Below are 18886 nucleotides of genomic sequence, written 5' to 3'. Positions count from 1 at the left end.
ATTTGGATCGCAGTGCATCAGATAGAAGTGTGTTGCTGTGCTCTTGATCCGCTTTTGCTTCAACCACTCAGGTCGGCTTTCAGGCCGCCGTGCTCTGCTTTTGATCTTGCTCTTGATCTGACAGGCCCCGTTAAACCACGCTGGCCGAACGCAGGCTTGAATCCGTGGGTAACCCGGCAGGACGCCGGGTTAGCCGTGTTGGGCCATGGATGGCCCGTCACGGCGGCCCACGGATTCAAGCCGGAGTGAGGGCATGCCGAGCCTAGGCGAGGCACCGAGTGGTGGGGCAAAGACCTTTTGGTTACTTTTGGGGCGTTTGCCAAAAGTGACCCGCTGTAAGAGCGGAACCGCCAGCGGCCGTTACCGCAGCAACGAATATACCCCCGACCCTAAGGACTCTCAACACCAACCAAACTCATCAACCCCGCCAACGGAAAATCCCCCTCAAGCTCCGCAAGGCTGGCAGTGTGCATCGGTTGCGGCTGACGCAAATGCCCATGCTGCAAAAAGCTGATCAAGCTCCCCACCAACGGCTGATGGCTGACCAGCAGCACATTGTCATCGGTGTCGAGCTTTTCCAATACCTGCAACGGACTGCTGTCAGGCGTCAACCACGCCACAGTACGAATCTGCGGCTCAAACCCCAACGCGTCACGTACCAAGTGTGCAGTTTGCTGCGCACGCACATACGGACTGGCAAGGATGGCGCTGATCGGCTGGCCGATCAGGTGCGCGGCGCTGCGCAACACTTCACCGCGGCCATGCTCGGTGAGGTTGCGCTCGGCGTCGGTGCGCGCATGCCCTTCGGCTTCACCGTGACGCAAAATCCACAGCTTCACAGCTTTGGCTCTTCATCACGCACCGGGTGCGGCGCCGGCGGCACGCTGTGGGCGGCCTCGCCTTCTGGAGCACGCGGGGTCGGCCAATCGGCGAACGGCCAGGGCTTCTGCTCGGTGTGAAAGCTGCCGAAACGGCCGATCTGCGCAAGGAACTGGCTGAGGCTGTCGCCAAAGTTCATCAAGCCCAGGTTCGGCGCGCCGTAGACCAGGCGATACACCAACTGCACCACCACCAGCGCACCCAGCAGGAACTGCGCGACCTGCCACACCAGGGCAAACACCAGCATCCACAGGATACGCAAGAGAATGGACTCGTATTTCGGGGCCGCTTTGGGATCGTTCATGGCGCGTTCCTCAGTTAAAACCACTGGTGGAAATAAAGTCGACATCGGTCTTGGGCTCGGCGCGCATCAGCAACTCGATGACTTGGTTCAAGGTGCGCCCTTCAAACAGGATCGCGTGCAGCCCGGCGACCAGCGGCATATACACGCCGACCTCCTGAGCCTTGGCTTTCAACACTTTAAGCGTGTTGACGCCTTCGGCCACTTCGCCCAGGCGTGTGACCGCGTCTTCCAGGCTCAAGCCCTGGCCCAGCGCGAAACCGACCTGGTAGTTGCGGCTTTTCGGCGACGAGCAGGTCACGATCAAATCACCCACGCCCGCCAGGCCCAGGAAAGTCATCGGGTTGGCGCCCTGGTTCACCGCAAAGCGGGTCATCTCCGCCAGCGCGCGCGTAATCAACATGCTCTTGGTGTTCTCGCCCATGCCCAGGGCCACGGCCATGCCGGCGATGATTGCGTAGACGTTTTTCAGCGCCCCGCCCAGTTCGACACCAAAACGGTCGCCGCTGGCGTAGACGCGGAAGGTGCGGCCATGCAGCACCGCCTGGACGCGTTCACATAACGCTTCATCTTCACTGGCGACCACGGTGGCCGTCAGCGCGTGCTCGGCGACTTCCCGCGCCAGGTTCGGCCCGGACAGCACGCCAATGCGCGCCTGAGGGGCGATCTCTTCGAGGATTTCGCTCATCAGCTTGAAGGTGTGCGCCTCGATGCCCTTGGTCAGGCTCACCAGCAGCTTGCCCGCCAGGCGCTCGGCATGAGGCGCCAGCACTGAGCGCAAGGCGCTCGAAGGCAGTGCGACAAAGCACAGGTCACATTCAGTCAGCGTGGCCAGCAGATCGGTCACCGGTTCGACCGCCGCATGAATCTTGATGCCTTTAAGGTAACGGGGGTTTTCCCGATGCACGCGGATGGCCTCGGCCTGCTCGGGATCGCGCATCCATTGGCGCACCGCGTGGCCGTTCTCGGCCAGCAGGTTTGCCACGGCGGTACCAAAACTTCCGCCTCCCAGGACCGCAATAGGGCGCTGTTCAGTCATATGCAATCCGTTAATCCATACCAGTGGCGATGGCGGCATTATACGGGGCGACCCGCTTGCGGCCAGCCCCCGTATCAATTCCCGCGCTTGTCGGAAAATGCCACCGTTGTGTGAAGTAATTGCGCGGGCCACGACTGGCAAATGGCCCCACCTCAGTTAACATGGGCGGCTATCCGTAATTATCAAGGCCGTGCCGTGTATCTGGGCCCTCCTCCTCGCTCATCTCTATTGTTGATGCTGTTTTGCAGTGTGCCTGCCGTGGCTGATGACCTGTTTCTGGACAGTCAGCCGCTGCCACAGGTGCTGACCGCCACGCGCCTCAAGCAATCGGCCGCCGCCGTGCCCGGCAGCATGACCGTGATCGACAGCGAGCTGATCAAGGCCAGCGGCGCGCGGGACATCGCCGAGCTGCTGCGCCTGGTGCCGGGGATGATGGTCGGCTACACCACCGGCAACCAGGCGGCGGTGAACTACCACGGCACCAGCGCCAGCGATGCGCGGCGCATGCAGGTGTTGATCGATGGGCGTTCGGTGTACCGCGCGGGCCTGGCCACGGTGGACTGGAGCGATATTCCGGTGGCGATGGAAGACATCGAGCGTATCGAAGTGTTTCGCGGCCCCAACACAGTCAGCTATGGCGCCAATGCGCTGATGGCGGTGGTCAATATCCTTACGCGCTCGCCGTCCAACAGCCACGGTTCGCGGGTCAAAGTGATCCGTGGCGAACGTGGGATCAACGACTTCTATGCAAGCCAGGGCATGGGTTGGGAAACCGGTGACTTGCGCCTGTCGATGTCCGGGCAACAGGACGATGGTTTTGACAGCGACGCCGTCGGCGCCGACCGCCGTGACAGCCGCCGCCTCAGCCGTTTCAGCCTGGCGGTGAGCCAGACCCTGAACGCGCAGCAGAGCATCGATTTGCAACTCGACGCCAAGGAAGGCAGCAACCAGCGCCCTTACACCTACACCCCGGTATTCGCCGGGATTACCGAAGGTGGCACCAATTCCGACGTGACGGCCAAGGACTACGCCGGCTCCGTGCGCTGGAACGTCGAGTTCAACCCCGAACACAGCCTGTATATCCAGGGATCGGCCCAGCAATGGGACCGCCAGCAGGTCTGGAAAGCCTGTGACGCCAAGGTGTCGTTCAGCCCGGAACTGACCCAACTGTGGCAGCTCAACCCCAACTATGCCGAACAGTTGGCCCGCCACATGGACATCTACAGCAAGGGCACGGCCCCGTCCGGCACCGCCGCCGAGCAAGCACTCGGCAACCAGGTACTGGACCAGTGGCGCCAGGGCGCCAGCCAGAGCGTATGCGGCAATATCGACCAAAGCACCCGCGAAAGCCGCTATGACATTGAGCTTCAGGACACCCTGAGCCTGTCCGACAGCCTGCGCCTGGTCAGCGGCATGAATTACCGCTACGACCGCGCCGATTCCGACACTTACTTCAACGGCACCCTCGACGACACCACCTGGCGCCTGTTCGGCCACCTGGAATGGCGCGCCAGCGAACACTGGCTGCTGCAAGGCGGCGCGATGTACGAAGACACCCACTTGAGCGGCAACTCGCTGACGCCGCGGGTGGCGGTCAACTACCTGATCAACCCGCGCCACGGCCTGCGCGCGGTGTATTCCGAGGCGATTCGCTCGCCGGACATGTTCGAGAACAACGTCAACTGGAGCTATCGCGTCACCAACCTCAGTTCCCCGACCTATGGGCAAAACTCCGGGCAATATTTTGTGGTAACTCGTGGCCCCGGCAACCTCGATAAAGAGTTGATGCGTTCGCGCGAGCTGGGCTACAACGGCTTCTTTGCCGACCTTGGGCTGAACGTCGACGTGAAACTGTTCTACGACGAAATCACCGACATGATCAGCTCGCCACTGCGCAACAACCAATACATTGCCAGCAACGCCAACAGCGCACGGTTTACCGGCGCCGAGTCGCAGTTCGACTGGCGCATGAGCAACGCCGACCGCCTGCGGCTGACCTATGCTTACGTCGACGCCGCTTCCAGCAACCTGCTGGACAAGGCACAAACCGCGCGCAACAGCGGCTCGGCCGGCTGGCTGCGTGAATGGGGCCAGGGCTGGTCCAGTGCGTTGTTCTACTATGGCGACGACGCGCTCAACAGGTATCGCTTCGAACGGGTCGACCTGCGGGTGGCCAAGCGCATTGCCTTGGGCAACGCCAACGTGGAGCTGGCCGGCATGTTGCAACAACGCCTCGATAACCAGCCCACCACCTGGGCCGACAACAATTACGACAGTCGCCACGTGCTCTACTTCAGCGCGGAGTTAGAGTTCTGACATGGGCGATCAGTCACGGATGATCCTGCTGTTTTTCTCCCGGCTCTGGCGGCGAGGCGTGCTGTTGGCGTGCTTGTTGCTGGCCGCGCCGGCGTGGAGCGCCGACATCCTGCTGACCGCCGCCGAAGACGGTGCCGGCGTCCAGGCCTTCGTCCAGGCCCTTGCCCAGCGCCGCCCCGACGACCATGTGACCTTCACCCCGCTCAAAGACTTGCCGGCGCCCAGCCAGTTGCCGGCCAGCACCCGCCTGATCCTGTTGGACCTGCCCGGTCTTGACTGGCGCCTGCAGGATGCCCAGGGCCCGCCGACCCTGGTGCTGCGCATCAGCCGCCTGCAAGCCCGCCAGCGGCTGGGCAATACACGTCCGGCCAGAATCAGCCTGTTGTGGAGCGACCCGCCGCTGGAACGTCAGCTGAAGCTGATCGCCAGCATCCTGCCCCAAGACCGACGCATCGGCGTGCTTTACGGCATCGACAGTGAATTCATGCTGCAGGAGCTGCGTCAGTATGCGGCGCCCATGGGGCTGGAAATCGTGCCGCAGCGCTGGGACAACATTAATGACAGTCGCCCCTTGCTGAACCTGTTCAAGAACAGTGATGTGTTGCTCGGCCTTGACGACCCGCAGTTGTACAACCCCAAAACGGTGAAGAACCTGTTGCTCAGCAGCTATGCCCAGCAACTGCCGTTGGTGGGCCCCAACGCCGGGTTCGTCAAGGCCGGTAGCCTGGCCAGCACCTACAGCGACCAGGCTGACTGGCTCGACGTGCTCGACCGACTGCTGAACCATCCGCCGGCCAGTTGGCCACGCACCTTGTACCCGGAACACTTCAAAGTCGTGGGCAACCCGCAAGTCGCGCGCTCACTGGGCATCGAACAGGTTGACGAAGTCGCCGTCGCCGCCGGACTGGCCGAAGGAGAAAAACGCCCATGACCTTGCGTCGTCGTTGGGACATCAACACCCGCACCCAGCTCATCACATTGGGCCCGGCACTGTTGCTGACCCTGCTGCTGATCAGCTTCTTTACCTTCGTGCGTATTCAGGATCTGCGCCAGGAACTGGACCACACCGGCCAGCTGATCGCCAACCAACTGGCCCCCGCCACCGAATACGGCGTCATTTCCGGCAACATCGATGTGCTCGACAGCTTGCTGCGCGCGACACTGGCCACCCCGCACGTGCGCTTTCTGGAGATTCAGGACAGCACCGAGAAAATCCTGTTGTACGTCGAACAGCCGTCGGAGAAGCACGACCATTCGCTGTCGGTGAAAGTGTTCCAGGCACCGATCCGTCTGCAACATATCCAGCTGGGCAATGACTTTTTCCAGGACAACCTCAACGAACCCAAGGCGCCGCGGGCAGATTACCTGGGACGGGTAATTGTCGGCATGTCCAATGACGCATTCAGCCAGCGCCAACAGGAGATTCTGTTCAAGGCCGGGATTCTCGCCCTGTTCGCTCTGCTGTTTACCTTCCTGCTCGCACGGCGCCTGGCCGCCAGCCTGTCGCAGCCGATCAGCGCCATGGGCCACGCGGTCAAAGCGATCCAGCAAGGCGACTACAAGACGCCGCTGCCGATCGTCGACGACTCGGAGCTAGGAGACCTGTCGCGCCATATCAACAACCTCGCCGAGGGCCTCAACCAGGCCAGCCGCGAGCAACACCAGGCCATGGCCCAGTTGATCCAGACCCGCGAAGAAGCCGAGCGCGCGAACAATGCCAAATCGGACTTCCTGGCAATGATGAGCCACGAGTTGCGCACGCCCATGAACGGCGTGCTGGGCATGTTGCAACTGCTGGAAACCACCGAGATGACCGAGGAGCAGACCGAGTACGCGGCGCTGGCCTCCGAGTCCACCGAGCACTTGCTCAAGGTGATCAACGACATCCTCGACTTCTCGCGCATCGAGCGCGCCGCGTTGGAGCTGGAGCATATCCCGTTCAATCTGGCGGACCTGATCAGCAGCTGCGCCCAGGCCTTCCAGCACAGCGCCCAGCAGCGCGGCCTGGCGCTGGCGTTGCCGATTCCGGCGGGCATGGAGTCCTTGCGAGTGCAGGGCGATCCGACGCGTATCCGGCAGATCCTGGTGAACCTGATCGGCAACGCGCTGAAGTTCACCGAGCATGGCACCGTCACCGTCGAGCCTCACTGGCAAACCCTCGACCATGAATTGGTCTGGTTTACATGCACCGTGCGCGACAGCGGCATCGGCATTTCCGCCGAGCGTCTTGAACTGATGTTCGACGCGTTCCAGCAGGCGGACAGTTCCATTTCAAGACGTTACGGCGGTACCGGACTGGGCTTGCCGATCGCCCGCACCCTCGCCGAACGCATGGGCGGCACGCTGCGCGCCCAGAGCGAGGAAGGCCGAGGCTCGGTGTTTACCCTGGAAATCCCGCTGGCCATCGACCAGCAAAGCCTGCCGACCATCGACCTGCGCGCCGAAGGCAAAACCAGCGCCGGTGACGGCCGCCATGTGTTGCTGGTAGAAGACAACCCGGTCAACCGCACCGTGGTCGAAGCCATGTTGCGCAGCCTGGGTTTTGAAGTGAGCCTGGCCACCGACGGCGCCGAGGCGATCCGCAGTGCCGAGAGCCTGATATTCACCGCCATCCTGATGGATTGCCGCTTGCCGCTGATCGACGGCTATGAAGCCACCCGCCAGATTCGCCAACTGCCCGGCTGCGCCAATCTGCCGATTATCGCGCTCACCGCCAACGCGTTGCAGGGCGATCGCGAGGCCTGTTTGGCAGCCGGAATGAACGATTACCTGGCCAAGCCGTTCAAACGCACGGATTTGCAGCAAATACTGCAACGTTGGGTGCAATAGCGCTGCGCCATCAACCAACTGCGACTGGCGTGAAACACGAAAGTGCGGCAGTCTTAGGCACCCGAACGGGCCTATAAACAGGCTCGGTTTAAAATTTCAGTGAACAAGTGTACATTCAGTGCCTTGACGCTGTGACTTTCACTACAACGCAATAGTCTATGTGTAGGCTGCCGACATGAGGCATGAACGCTTCATTCGGTTCGGGAAGATTTGCCCTACCCTGCCGCATGGGATTATTGAGGAGCTCGCATGACCAAACAAAACGCCTTTACTCGGGAAGACCTGCTGCGCTGCAGTCGCGGTGAGCTGTTCGGCCCAGGTAACGCGCAACTGCCCGCCCCGAACATGCTGATGGTGGATCGCATCACCCATATCAGCGAAGAGGGTGGCAAGTACGGCAAAGGTGAATTGGTCGCCGAGCTGGATATCACCCCTGACCTGTGGTTCTTTGCCTGCCATTTCGAAGGCGACCCTGTCATGCCAGGTTGCCTGGGCCTCGACGCCATGTGGCAACTGGTCGGCTTCTACCTGGGCTGGCAAGGCCTGCCAGGCCGCGGCCGGGCACTGGGTTCGGGCGAAGTGAAGTTCTTCGGCCAGGTCCTGCCGACCGCCAAGAAAGTCACCTACAACATTCAAATCAAGCGCGTCCTCAAGGGCAAGCTGAACCTCGCAATCGCCGATGGTTCGGTCACTGTCGACGGTCGCGAGATCTATACTGCCGAAGGCCTTCGGGTCGGCGTATTCACTTCCACTGACAACTTTTAAGGGTTATCCGCATGCGCCGCGTCGTTATCACTGGTCTGGGCATTGTTTCTTGCCTGGGCAATGACAAAGAGACCGTCACCGCTAACCTGCGTGCAAGTCGCCCTGGCATCCGCTTCAACCCGGAATATGCCGAAATGGGTCTGCGTAGCCAGGTTTCCGGCTCCATCGACCTGCCCCTCGAAGAACTGATCGATCGCAAGATCTATCGCTTCGTTGGCCACGCTGCCGCCTACGCCTACCTGGCCATGAAAGACGCCATCGCCGATTCCGGCCTGAGCGAAGACCAGGTATCGAACGTACGCACTGGCCTGATCGCCGGCTCCGGCGGCGCATCGACCCTCAACCAGATGGAAGCGCTGGACATCCTGCGCGAAAAAGGCGTGAAGCGCGTTGGCCCGTACCGTGTAACGCGGACCATGGGCAGCACCGTTTCGGCCTGCCTGGCCACGCCATTCCAGATCAAGGGCGTGAACTACTCGATCTCCTCCGCGTGCGCCACCAGTGCTCACTGCATCGGCACTGCGGTCGAGCAGATCCAGCTGGGCAAGCAAGACATCGTCTTCGCCGGCGGCGGTGAAGAAGAGCATTGGAGCCAATCGTTCCTGTTCGACGCCATGGGCGCGCTGTCCACCCAGTACAACGAAACCCCGGAAAAGGCCTCCCGCGCCTACGACGCCAAGCGTGACGGTTTCGTCATCGCCGGCGGTGGCGGCATGGTCGTGGTCGAGGAGCTGGAACACGCTCTGGCCCGCGGTGCGAAGATCTACGCGGAAATCGTTGGCTACGGCGCCACGTCCGACGGCTACGACATGGTTGCGCCAAGCGGTGAAGGCGCTATCCGTTGCATGCAGATGGCCATGTCCACCGTGGATACCCCAATCGACTACCTGAACACCCACGGCACTTCGACCCCGGTCGGTGATGCCAAGGAAATGGAAGGCGTGCGTGCGGTATTCGGCGACAAGGCTCCGGCGATCAGCTCCACCAAAAGCCTGTCCGGTCACTCCCTGGGCGCCGCTGGCGTGCACGAAGCGATCTACTGCCTGCTGATGATGGAAGGCAACTTCATGGCCGGTTCGGCCAACATTGAAGAGATCGACCCGGTCGTTGCCGATATGCCGATTCTGACCAAGACCGTTGAAAACGCAAAAATCGATACCGTGATGAGCAACAGCTTTGGCTTTGGTGGCACCAACGCCACCCTGGTGCTGAAACGCTGGCAGGGTAAGTAAGACCTGTAAGCTGAGCGTGTGAAAAGCCCCGACTGGTTCGGGGCTTCTTTATGCGTGGCTGGATTTGAGGCCGAGTAGCCGCATCGCAGGCAAGCCAGCCCCCACACTTTGATGTGTGAACGCAGTCAAATCTGGGAGCTGGCTTGCCTGCGATGGCGTTAACTCGGTGTATGGCCCTATACCGAAAACCGCGCCACCATCGTGTTCAGGTCCACCGCCAACCGCGACAATTCCTGGCTCGCCGCACTGGTCTGGTTTGCCCCGGTTGACGTCTGATGCGCTAAATCGCGAATATTCATCAAGTTGCGATCCACCTCGCGCGCCACCGCGGCCTGCTGCTCCGACGCGCTGGCAATTACCAGGTTCCGCTCGTTGATCAGGGTAAACGCGGACGCAATCTCTTCGAGCGCAGTGCCCGCCGACTTGGCGATGCCCAGCGTGGACCGTGCCCGCGTATTGCTCTGCTGCATCGAACTCACGGCCTGATCGGTGCCCTGTTGAATGGCGCTGATCATTTGCTCGATTTCCTGGGTCGACTGTTGCGTGCGGTGGGCCAAGGCCCGCACTTCATCGGCGACCACCGCAAACCCACGCCCGGCGTCGCCGGCACGGGCCGCTTCAATGGCTGCATTCAAGGCCAGCAAATTTGTCTGTTCGGCAATTGAGCGAATCACATCCAGCACTTTGCTGATGCCATACACCTTTTGCGCCAGTTCCTCGACCTGGGTCGCATTGGCGGTCACATCCGTGGCCAGGGCCTCGATCGACTCGACCGTCTGGTGCACCTGTTCACGCCCATGCTGGGCAATGCGGTCGGACTCACGGGAGGCTTGTGACGTCGCCACGGCGTTGCTCGCCACCTCCTCCACCGCCGCCGTCATCTGATTAACCGCCGTCGCCGCCTGTTCGATTTCCTGATTCTGCTGGTGCAAGCCGCGGGTAGCGTCTTCAGTGACGCAACTGAGCTCCTCGGACGCCGAGGCCAATTGGTTGGACGATTCGGCAATGCGCCGAATGGTATCGCGCAGGTTCTCCTGCATGCCTTTGAGCGCTTGCTGCAAACGCGCCGGCTCGTCGCTGCCCGTCACGCTGATTTCACCCGTCAAGTCGCCACTGGCCACGCCTTGGGCGATTTTCAACGACTGTGCCAGCGGCAGCACGATACTGCGAGTCAGCCACACCGCCAGCCCGATGGTGATCAGCGCGGTGACCACGATCATGCCGACCACCCAAGTGCGAGATTGAGCGAACACCCGTTGCGCCAGGCTCGCAGCCTGATTGGCACTGGCCTTGTTCAAGGCCACCAGGTCGTGCAACGTCCCGGCCATCTCATCGGCAAGTTGATTCATCTCGCCGTTGACCACCTTGATCGCGTCTTGCAATTGATCGGTCTTGGAGAACGCCATGACCTGTTCCTGGCGCTGCAGGTATTGCTGCTCCTCGGCCTTGAAGCGATCAAACAGCGTGCGTTCTTCGGGCAACACAATCAGCGCTTCATAGAGGGTTTGCGCATGGTGCAGGCCACTTTTGAGCTCGGTGAGCTTCTGCTCGTTCTGCGCCAGCGCCTGTGGGTCACGATTGACCAGCAAGCGCAGGGTCAGCGCACGCACCCGCAACAGGTCCTGGCTCATCTCCCCCACCGCCATCACGCTGGGCAGCCAGTTGTTTTCGACCTGATCCGACTGCTGGCGCATATTGGCCATCTGCAACAGGGCAAAGCCGCCCAAGGCGAACACCATCATTGCCAGCACGCCAAAGCCCAAACCGGCGCGGGGGGCGATATTCAGACTACGGATACTCATTGCCTGGATTCCTTCCAAATGCGCTGCATCCACCTGCAGCGGGTCTCCTGAAAGGTATCGGCCCGTGGTCAATATTGCGTAAGACGAAAAGGCGATATCAATGTGCCTGCTCATCGCGAGCTGATTTCGGCAGAACCGCCAGGAAGTTGTCTCGCGCCACCTTGCGGGCTACCTCCTCGGGCAGTGCGTCGAGAAAGGGTGCAAAGCGATGCATTTCCTTACCGAGCTTGTTGAAGCGCCCTACAACATCCGAACCCAGCATAAAACGCTCCGGGAAGCGCTCTACCAGCTTTACCCACTCGGGCCGAGGCTTGCCCGCCTCATCGAGCAAGTACGGCCTGAGCATGCTCCAGGACAGGTCAATGTAGAGATTGGGGTATGCCTCAAGCAGGCGGCTCAAGGTCGGCAGAAGAAAGTCCATCTGCACCTGATGACGATGAATCTCTTTGCTGGTGCCGGCATGGGCCCAGATAAAGCGGGTGTGCGGGTGGTTGCGCAGTGATTCTTCCACCTCCGGCAGGTACAGCGGGTTGCGCTCGCGCTTGGACGTAATGTTGGCGTGCAGCATCACCGGCAGATCGTTTTCGGCGGCGAGGTGATAGATGCGCGTCATGGCTTCGTTGTTGGCGCGCGGGGTGTCGCCAGCGGTCAAGGCGGTGAGGTCATCATGGCGCGTGAACACCTCACCGATGCCCTGCCAAAGCCCGGGGTTGAGATCCAGCATGCGCTGGATATGGGCCGCGGAGTTTTTGTCGTTAGGGTTGAAGCCGGATAAAAACGGGTGAAAGTGCCGACGCTGCTCAGGCGTGAGTTTGTTCACCGCAGCCGCAACGATTACGTCAGTGGCGCTGTACCAATAGGCATCGGCATCGTCACCGGCGTAGTAACGCGGGCGCTTGGGTTCGTCTTCGTGCCATTTTTTGGCGACGGGAATACCGGAAATCATCACGTGTTCGATGTGGGCGTCGGCCATCGCCTTGAGCAATGTATCCATGCCCGCCGTTTCCTGGAAAAAATCCACGTAGTGCAGGTGCGCGTCGCTGTAGGCATAGTCGCGCGCCTGCACCGCAACGCTGGCGGCGGCGAGCAGCAGGGCGACACTCAGGCGGGTCAGGGGCACGGTAAAACCTCGCTATTGGCTAAGAACGGGTAGACCGTGTGCACTGCGCCACGGTTCATCGGCCGAAAAACGCGGAACACCTAAGTGCCAGCATGTTCTATAACTGCATGACCTTCATCCTGCCAACCTTGTGAGGTTCACCATGCCTGTTACCGTCAACACCCTGAACCACGACAACTTTCGCCACAGTGTGAATATCAATAACCACGAACTGTTCACCGACCTGCCCAAGAGCCTGGGCGGCGACGACTCGGCGCCCTCCCCCCACGACTATTTCGATGCTGCCCTGGCCTCGTGCAAGGCGTTGACCGTCAAGCTCTACGCCCAGAAAAAAGATATTCCGCTGACCGGCGTGACCGTTGAAGTCACCCATGACAGCACCGAGGAGCAAAAAGGCAAATACAAACTCAACGTCAAGCTGACCCTCAAGGGCGTGCTCACCGACGCGCAGCGCGACGAGCTGCACCGCGTGGCCGACCGCTGCCCGGTGCACAAACTGATGACCACCGCCGAGGTCACCATCGAGACCACGTTGTCCGAAGGCGCTTTCAGCCAATAGCCCCAACCTCCCGTCGAGCGGGTTATGCTCTTGTTCCCCTAACCCGCTCAGACAGGGACTCACCATGCCCATCCTCACCGTGATCCGCCCGCGCGCCGAAGAGGTCGAGGGCCAGCCGATCCTGCGCCCGCTGCCATCACGCGAATGCCGCAGCGTCGGGCCTTTCGTGTTTTTCGATCACATGCTTCTCACGCGCTATGCGCCGGGTACCGGCATGAACATCCGCCAGCACCCGCATATCGGGTTGTCCACGCTGACCTATTTGTTTGAGGGCGCGTTGCAACACAAGGACAGTCTCGGCTCGGACCAGGTGGTGCAGGCCGGCGACGTCAGCTGGATGACCGCCGGCAGCGCGATCGCCCACGTTGAACGCACGCCTGCGGCGCTCAAGGCCGACGGTTTCAGCCTGCATGGGCTGCAAGTGTGGCTGGCCTCCCCCAAGGACCATGAAACCGGACCCGGGCATTACAGCCATCACGCGGCGGCGAGCTTACCGGTCAGCGACAACCTGGGCGTGCAGATTCGCCTGATCGCAGGCGCCGGCTTCTGCCTCAAATCGCCCGTGCCGGTGCTCTCGCCCACCGTGTATGCCGACGTGCAGATGCAGACGGCCACGACGCTGCTGATCCCGGATGAATACGAGGAACGGGCGGTGTATGTGCTGGAGGGCGAAGCGCAGTTGGACGGTGAGGCCTTGGCGGTGCATAGCCTGGCGGTGCTGCCTGCCGGCCAGGAAATGACGCTGTTTGCTGAAAGTGATTGCCACCTGGTGGTGTTTGGCGGCGCGCAGTTGGACGGGCCACGGCGGATCAATTGGAATTTTGTCGCGAGCGACCCGGCGATGATCGAACAGGCGCGGCAACGATGGGCGGCCGGGGATTGGCCGACGGTGCCGGGGGAAACTGAAAGAATTGAGTTGCCTGGGAGATAGCCATCGGGGGCAAGGCCCCTCCCACATTTTGAATGTATTCACACTTCAAGTGTGGGAGGGGCTTGGCCCCCGATGAAACCCTGACAGGCGCCGAAGATTCAGCCCTTGAACACTTCATCCAGCAAGTTGTGCATCGACTGGAACGCACGCGCAGCGGTCTTTGCGTCATACATCATCTTGCCCGGCACATTGGCGTGCGGGTCGGTGAAGGAATGCACGGCGCCGCCGTAGCTCAGCAGTTGCCAATCCACACCGGCCGCGTTCATTTCATCTTCAAACGCTGGCAGTTGCTCTTTCGGCACCAAGGGATCGGACGCACCGTGCAGCACCAACACCGAGCCCTTGATGTTCTTCGCATCGGCCGGGTTCGGCGTGTCGAGGGTGCCGTGGAACGACACGGCGGCCTTCAACGGGGCGCCGGTACGCGCCAGCTCCAGGGAGCAGCAACCGCCGAAGCAGAAACCAAAGGTCGCAAGCCTGGAGGTATCCACCGCCGCCTCGGTCTGGCCTTGCAGTTGCTCGAAGGCCGCCTGCATGCGCTTGTTCAGCAACGGGCGATCATTCTTCAACGGCATCATGGCCGCGCCGGCTTCATCGCCATTGGAGGGGCGCACGGTTTGGCCGTACAGGTCGGCGATCAGCACCACGTAGCCCTTGGCAGCCACGCTTTTGGCAATTTCTTCAGCTCCTGCACTCACACCCATCCAGTTCGGCGCCATCAGCAGACCCGGCAGCGGGCCCTGGTGGCTGGCATCGAACGCCAGGCGGCTTTCATAAGACTGGCCATCAATCTGATAGACCACGGAACGCACAGTGACTTGGCTCATCATTTACTCCAGTTGAGATGCGTAGAACGAAAAAACCCGCCGAAGCGGGTTTTTCTACAACGGTGTTAAACCGACAGTTCAACCAACAGCTTGTTCAGTCGGCGCACGTAGGCGGCCGGGTCTTTCAGGCTGTCGCCAGCGGCGAGCGCCGCCTGGTCGAAGAGGATGTGCGACAGGTCGCCAAAACGCTCTTCGCTTTGCTCGCCATCGAGTTTCTCGATCAGCGGGTGAGCCGGGTTGAATTCGAAGATCGGCTTGGAATCCGGAACCTTCTGACCGCTGGCTTCGAGGATCTGACGCATCTGCATGCCCAGGTCCTGCTCGCCAATGGCCAGGATCGCCGGCGAGTCGGTCAGACGGTGGGAAACCCGCACTTCGCTGACGGCATCGCCCAAGGCGGTCTTGATTCGTTCAACCAGGCCTTCTTTGGACTTGGCGACTTCTTCGGCTTCTTTTTTCTCCTCTTCGGAGTCCAGGTTACCCAGGTCCACGTCACCACGGGCCACGTCGACGAAGGTCTTGCCGTCGAACTCGCTGAGGTAGCTCATCAGCCACTCATCGATACGGTCGGTCAGCAGCAGCACTTCGATGCCTTTCTTGCGGAAGACTTCCAGGTGCGGGCTGTTTTTGACCTGCGCGTAGGTTTCACCGGTCAGGTAGTAGATCTTGTCCTGACCTTCCTTGGCGCGCGCCAGGTATTCGGCCAGCGACACAACCTGCTCACCGTCATTACCCAGGGTGGACGCAAAGCGCAGCAGGCCGGCGATTTTTTCCTTGTTGGCAAAATCTTCCGCCGGGCCTTCTTTCATGACCTGGCCGAAGTTTTTCCAGAAGCTCTTGTATTGCTCTGGCTCGTTCTTCGCCAGTTTCTCCAGCATGTCGAGTACGCGCTTGGTCAGCGCCGACTTCATGGAGTCGATGATCGGGTCTTTCTGCAGGATTTCGCGCGACACGTTCAACGACAGGTCGTTGGAGTCGACCACACCCTTGATGAAGCGCAGGTACAACGGCAGGAAGGATTCCGCCTGGTCCATCACGAACACGCGCTGCACGTACAGTTTCAGGCCTTTTGGCGCTTCACGCTGATACAGGTCGAACGGCGCACGGGCCGGTACGTAAAGCAGCGAGCTGTATTCCAGCTTGCCTTCGACCTTGTTGTGGCTCCAGCTCAGCGGGTTTTCGTAGTCGTGAGCGATGTGCTTGTAGAACTCCTGGTACTCCTCGTCCTTCACCTCGGTGCGAGGGCGGGTCCACAGGGCGCTGGCACGGTTGACCACTTCCCATTCCTGGGCAGGTTTGTCTTCGCCCTCGACAGCCGCCTGTTCTTTAGGCAGTTCGATTGGCAAAGCAATATGGTCGGAGTACTTCTTGATGATGTTACGCAGGCGGTAACCGTCGGCGAATTCATCTTCACCGGATTTGAGGTGCAGCACGATGCGGGTGCCGCGGTCAGCCTTGTCGATGGTGGCGATTTCGAACTCGCCCTCACCTTTGGAGGACCAGTGCACGCCTTCGCTGGCGTCGAGGCCGGCGCGACGGCTGAACACTTCAACCTTGTCGGCGACGATGAAGGCCGAGTAGAAGCCCACGCCGAATTGGCCGATCAGGTGCGAATCTTTTTTCTGGTCGCCCGACAGGTTTTTCATGAAATCGGCGGTGCCGGATTTGGCGATAGTGCCCAAATGGGTGATCGCGTCTTCGCGGCTCATGCCGATGCCGTTGTCTTCGAGGGTGACGGTCTTGGCGTCTTTGTCGAAGCTCACACGGATTTTCAGTTCGGCGCCACCTTCCAGCAACTCAGGCTTGGACAGGGCTTCGAAACGTAATTTGTCGACAGCGTCTGAGGCGTTCGAGATCAATTCGCGAAGGAAGATTTCCTTGTTGGAATACAGCGAATGGATCATGAGGTGCAGCAGCTGCTTCACCTCGGTCTGGAAGCCCAGGGTTTCCTTTTGAGTTTCCACACTCATGGTCATCAAACTCCAATTGGATGGCAGTGGCCGCGCCCTTGAGGGTTGGCGGCGGGTTGTCATCAAAGTTGGGGGCTAAGACCAGGATTTCAAGGGCGCGCCGATTCCTCGATCTTGAAATGTGCACGGGCGGTGGCAATCGGTTCGGCCGGGGTACTTTGCCAGGCGGTGATCGCCACATTGGCAACTCGGCGGCCCTGGCGCCATACCTGGCATTTGGCGTAAGTGTCGCGAAACTGGCCGGCGCGCAGGTAATCGAGGGAAAAGTCGATGATTTTCGGAATGCCGGGCGAGCCGGTAAACACCAGCAGGTGCAACGCCGCCGACAACTCCATGAACCCGGCAATCACGCCACCGTGCAGCGCCGGCAATATCGGGTTACCAATGTTGTCCTTGTTGGCCGGCATACGAAACAGCAATTCATCTCCCAGACGCGTGCACTCAATGCCGATCAGCTTGGCGTAGGGAATCAGGTCGAGCAGCGCTTCATAGTTACCGCGCTCATGGGCCTGTTCGAGACGGGTTTTGAATCGGTGTGTCATGCTCGCTCTCCCTTGATGGTGCTGCCCAGCCCTTGGGTGCCCTTGAGGCGCTTGCCCATGCGCATGAATGTGCCCACCACATGGGCGATCGGCTGTTGCGGGTCGTCCTGATAAGCGAAACCACGGGTGAAGATCACGTCGGTGGTCACTCGGTAACATTGCGCAAAGCCATAAACCGGTGTGTGCGGTTCGGCGGGGTGCATGTAGTCAACGCGCAGGTCCAGGGTTGGGCACACCTCGAACTCGGGCAATACACACAGGGTTGCCATGCCGCAGGCCGTGTCCATCAAGGAGGTCAATGCGCCGCCGTGAATCACGCCGGTCTGGGGATCACCGACGATATGCGGGCCGTACGGCAGGCACAGCGTCATGCCTTCGTCGCTGGCAGCATGGACGGTGATGCCCAGCACCTGGCAATGGCGCAGCGCCGAAACAAAGCGCGTGGCACGGGCTAACAGGGGATTTTCGGTCATGTGGTCTAGACTCTTATTAGTGTTGATCCGCGGAGTATGTCGTGCGGTTGAAAGTTCCTTGATCACCGGTGTTTATATATCTGGGGAATAAAAGGAACTAATGCTGACCCCCTAGGCTCGAAAGGCCAGTAGATATCTTCAATAAGGAGAAACACCCCATGCGCAAGACTTTAGCTATTTCCATGATGCTCGCCGCTGCCCTCGGCCTCGCTGCCTGCGATAAAAAATCCGAAGACAAAGCCCAAGATGCACAGTCGCATTCTGAGCAAGCTCAGAAGGACATGGCGAAAGCACAGGATAAAGTGAACGACGCTGCAAAAGAAAACGCCGATGCTGCCAAAGCTCAGGCTGATGCAAACGCTGAAAAAGCGAAAGAAGACGGTACCGCTACTCCAGTAGCACCTGCCAAGCCTTAATAGCCTGGCAAGTGCTGCGAAAGAAAGCCCGCTTACATAGCGGGCTTTTCTTTGCCTGCTGTTTATGCGCGGGTCGAAAGTTGGACTAACCGGACGCCCTAGTTAAGACACTGCGTCTTTAGCCACTTCGGATGCCGGCGTATCGGTCGGGGTATAGACCATCACCTGCAGTACGTCGGAATGAAACTCCCGACGGTACAACACCACCACTACCCCACCGCTCATCAACATGAACAACCAGGGGCTGACAAACCAGGCGAGCATGGTCATGCCGAAATAATAAGCGCGCAGGCCAAAGTTGAATTGGTTGGCGGCCATGGAGATCACTCTGGCTGCTCGCAACGCAAACGCTTTGCGCTCCTGCTCCGATACATGCCGCTCACCGATCATCGGCGCCGACCCCACCAGCACCGCGGCAAAGTTGTATTGGCGCATGCACCAGCTGAAGGTGAAAAACGCGTAGACGAACACCAGCGCCAGGCACAGCAGCTTGATTTCCGACATGCCTTGGGACGCCTGCTGCACCATGGGTATGTCCGCCAGCAACGATACCGCCCGCTCGGACGCACCGAGCACGGTAAGAATGCCGGCGAGGATGATCAACGTGCTGGAGGCGAAGAACGAAGCGTTGCGCTCCAGGTTGCCGATCACGCTGGCGTCGGCGATGCGGTTGTCGCGCAGCAACATGCGGCGCATCCAGTCCTCACGATACAAATGCAGCACGCTGGCCAGGCAGGCGGTGTCACGGGCTTTCCAAGTGGCGTATCGGGTGTAACCCCCCCAGCACAGGACGAACCAGAGGGCGGCGAGCAGGTGGACCTGATGGGTTTCGATGAACGACATGCTGGGCCTTATACGCAGTGAATGGGGACGAACTCGGTTCAA

Annotated in this window: 18 protein-coding genes and 1 pseudogene; 8 read left to right on the top strand and 11 right to left on the bottom strand. The window is 60.4% G+C overall.

Annotation, left to right across the window (positions count from 1 at the left end):
• Window positions 1–389: 389 nt before the first annotated feature.
• The 3 genes from sixA to AACV02_RS11310 are packed head-to-tail and all read right to left on the bottom strand — an operon-like array spanning window position 390 to window position 2219.
• Window positions 390–839, bottom strand: a complete 450-nt coding sequence (gene sixA, locus AACV02_RS11320) for a phosphohistidine phosphatase SixA (RefSeq protein WP_119739586.1) — start codon at window positions 837–839, stop codon at window positions 390–392.
• Window positions 836–1183 carry a DUF4389 domain-containing protein gene (locus tag AACV02_RS11315; RefSeq protein ID WP_119739584.1) on the bottom strand — a complete coding sequence of 116 codons (348 nt, stop codon included), beginning with the start codon at window positions 1181–1183 and terminating at the stop codon, window positions 836–838. The genes sixA and AACV02_RS11315 overlap by 4 nt, the downstream gene beginning before the upstream one ends.
• A gap of 10 nt (window positions 1184–1193) precedes the next feature.
• Complete coding sequence (locus tag AACV02_RS11310) at window positions 1194–2219, bottom strand: NAD(P)H-dependent glycerol-3-phosphate dehydrogenase (protein WP_106576724.1); 1026 nt, start codon at window positions 2217–2219, stop codon at window positions 1194–1196.
• Between the two features lie 195 nt (window positions 2220–2414).
• Here AACV02_RS11310 and AACV02_RS11305 point away from each other — a divergent pair, with 195 nt between their 5' ends.
• The 5 genes from AACV02_RS11305 to fabB all read left to right on the top strand — a co-directional run bounded on the left by AACV02_RS11305 (window position 2415) and on the right by fabB (window position 9361).
• On the top strand, window positions 2415–4535 hold the full coding sequence (locus AACV02_RS11305; RefSeq protein ID WP_339382977.1) for a TonB-dependent receptor plug domain-containing protein: 2121 nt from the start codon (window positions 2415–2417) through the stop codon (window positions 4533–4535).
• Between the two features lies 1 nt (window position 4536).
• Window positions 4537–5466: an ABC transporter substrate-binding protein gene (locus tag AACV02_RS11300; protein ID WP_119739579.1), complete on the top strand. Its 930-nt coding sequence runs from the start codon at window positions 4537–4539 to the stop codon at window positions 5464–5466.
• A complete protein-coding gene (locus AACV02_RS11295) occupies window positions 5463–7364 on the top strand; it encodes an ATP-binding protein (protein WP_119739576.1) in 1902 nt (633 codons plus the stop codon). Before AACV02_RS11300 ends, AACV02_RS11295 begins: the two co-directional genes overlap by 4 nt.
• Window positions 7365–7613: 249 nt before the next feature.
• Entirely contained in the window at window positions 7614–8129 is a 516-nt protein-coding gene (gene fabA, locus AACV02_RS11290; RefSeq protein ID WP_003210552.1) for a 3-hydroxyacyl-[acyl-carrier-protein] dehydratase FabA, read from the top strand.
• Between the two features lie 11 nt (window positions 8130–8140).
• A complete protein-coding gene (fabB, locus tag AACV02_RS11285; RefSeq protein ID WP_106576728.1) occupies window positions 8141–9361 on the top strand; it encodes a beta-ketoacyl-ACP synthase I in 1221 nt (406 codons plus the stop codon).
• A 176-nt stretch (window positions 9362–9537) separates the two neighbouring features.
• Here the strand turns inward: fabB and AACV02_RS30925 are convergent, their stop codons facing one another.
• The 3 genes and pseudogenes from AACV02_RS30925 to AACV02_RS11275 all read right to left on the bottom strand — a co-directional run bounded on the left by AACV02_RS30925 (window position 9538) and on the right by AACV02_RS11275 (window position 12283).
• Window positions 9538–10401: a methyl-accepting chemotaxis protein gene (locus AACV02_RS30925; protein ID WP_371924121.1), complete on the bottom strand. Its 864-nt coding sequence runs from the start codon at window positions 10399–10401 to the stop codon at window positions 9538–9540.
• Window positions 10393–11163: pseudogene (locus AACV02_RS30920) on the bottom strand (MCP four helix bundle domain-containing protein); the annotation flags it as partial. The gene AACV02_RS30925 and the pseudogene AACV02_RS30920, both read right to left, overlap by 9 nt.
• Before the next feature lie 97 nt (window positions 11164–11260).
• Window positions 11261–12283, bottom strand: coding sequence for an amidohydrolase family protein (locus tag AACV02_RS11275; protein ID WP_119739572.1), 1023 nt, complete (start codon window positions 12281–12283; stop codon window positions 11261–11263).
• A 142-nt stretch (window positions 12284–12425) separates the two neighbouring features.
• Between AACV02_RS11275 and AACV02_RS11270 the strand changes: the two genes are divergently transcribed.
• Both AACV02_RS11270 and AACV02_RS11265 read left to right on the top strand, forming a co-directional pair.
• The gene (locus tag AACV02_RS11270) at window positions 12426–12842 is read left to right on the top strand and encodes an OsmC family protein (RefSeq protein WP_119739570.1); all 417 of its coding nucleotides are present in this window, start codon (window positions 12426–12428) and stop codon (window positions 12840–12842) included.
• Window positions 12843–12906: 64 nt separating this feature from the next.
• Window positions 12907–13773, top strand: a complete 867-nt coding sequence (locus tag AACV02_RS11265) for a pirin family protein (RefSeq protein WP_119739568.1) — start codon at window positions 12907–12909, stop codon at window positions 13771–13773.
• Window positions 13774–13871: 98 nt separating this feature from the next.
• On the opposite strand, the gene AACV02_RS11260 is transcribed toward AACV02_RS11265, so the two are convergent.
• From AACV02_RS11260 to AACV02_RS11245, 4 genes are all read right to left on the bottom strand, one after another.
• Entirely contained in the window at window positions 13872–14600 is a 729-nt protein-coding gene (locus AACV02_RS11260) for a dienelactone hydrolase family protein (RefSeq protein ID WP_106576733.1), read from the bottom strand.
• Between the two features lie 65 nt (window positions 14601–14665).
• A complete protein-coding gene (gene htpG, locus AACV02_RS11255) occupies window positions 14666–16570 on the bottom strand; it encodes a molecular chaperone HtpG (protein ID WP_119740803.1) in 1905 nt (634 codons plus the stop codon).
• A gap of 89 nt (window positions 16571–16659) precedes the next feature.
• Window positions 16660–17112, bottom strand: a complete 453-nt coding sequence (locus AACV02_RS11250) for a PaaI family thioesterase (RefSeq protein WP_106576734.1) — start codon at window positions 17110–17112, stop codon at window positions 16660–16662.
• Window positions 17109–17585: a PaaI family thioesterase gene (locus AACV02_RS11245; protein ID WP_119739566.1), complete on the bottom strand. Its 477-nt coding sequence runs from the start codon at window positions 17583–17585 to the stop codon at window positions 17109–17111. Before AACV02_RS11245 ends, AACV02_RS11250 begins: the two co-directional genes overlap by 4 nt.
• Window positions 17586–17743: 158 nt before the next feature.
• Between AACV02_RS11245 and AACV02_RS11240 the strand changes: the two genes are divergently transcribed.
• Entirely contained in the window at window positions 17744–18001 is a 258-nt protein-coding gene (locus tag AACV02_RS11240; RefSeq protein WP_106576736.1) for a hypothetical protein, read from the top strand.
• A gap of 102 nt (window positions 18002–18103) precedes the next feature.
• Here AACV02_RS11240 and AACV02_RS11235 read toward each other — a convergent pair whose 3' ends face one another.
• Window positions 18104–18844, bottom strand: coding sequence for a DUF599 domain-containing protein (locus tag AACV02_RS11235; protein WP_119739564.1), 741 nt, complete (start codon window positions 18842–18844; stop codon window positions 18104–18106).
• Window positions 18845–18886: the final 42 nt, after the last annotated feature.

This window comes from Pseudomonas sp. Larv2_ips, assembly GCF_963879675.1.
GTDB lineage: Bacteria > Pseudomonadota > Gammaproteobacteria > Pseudomonadales > Pseudomonadaceae > Aquipseudomonas.
The sequence above is the reverse complement of the archived record's forward strand: the minus strand, read 5'-3'. Positions and strand labels throughout refer to the sequence as shown.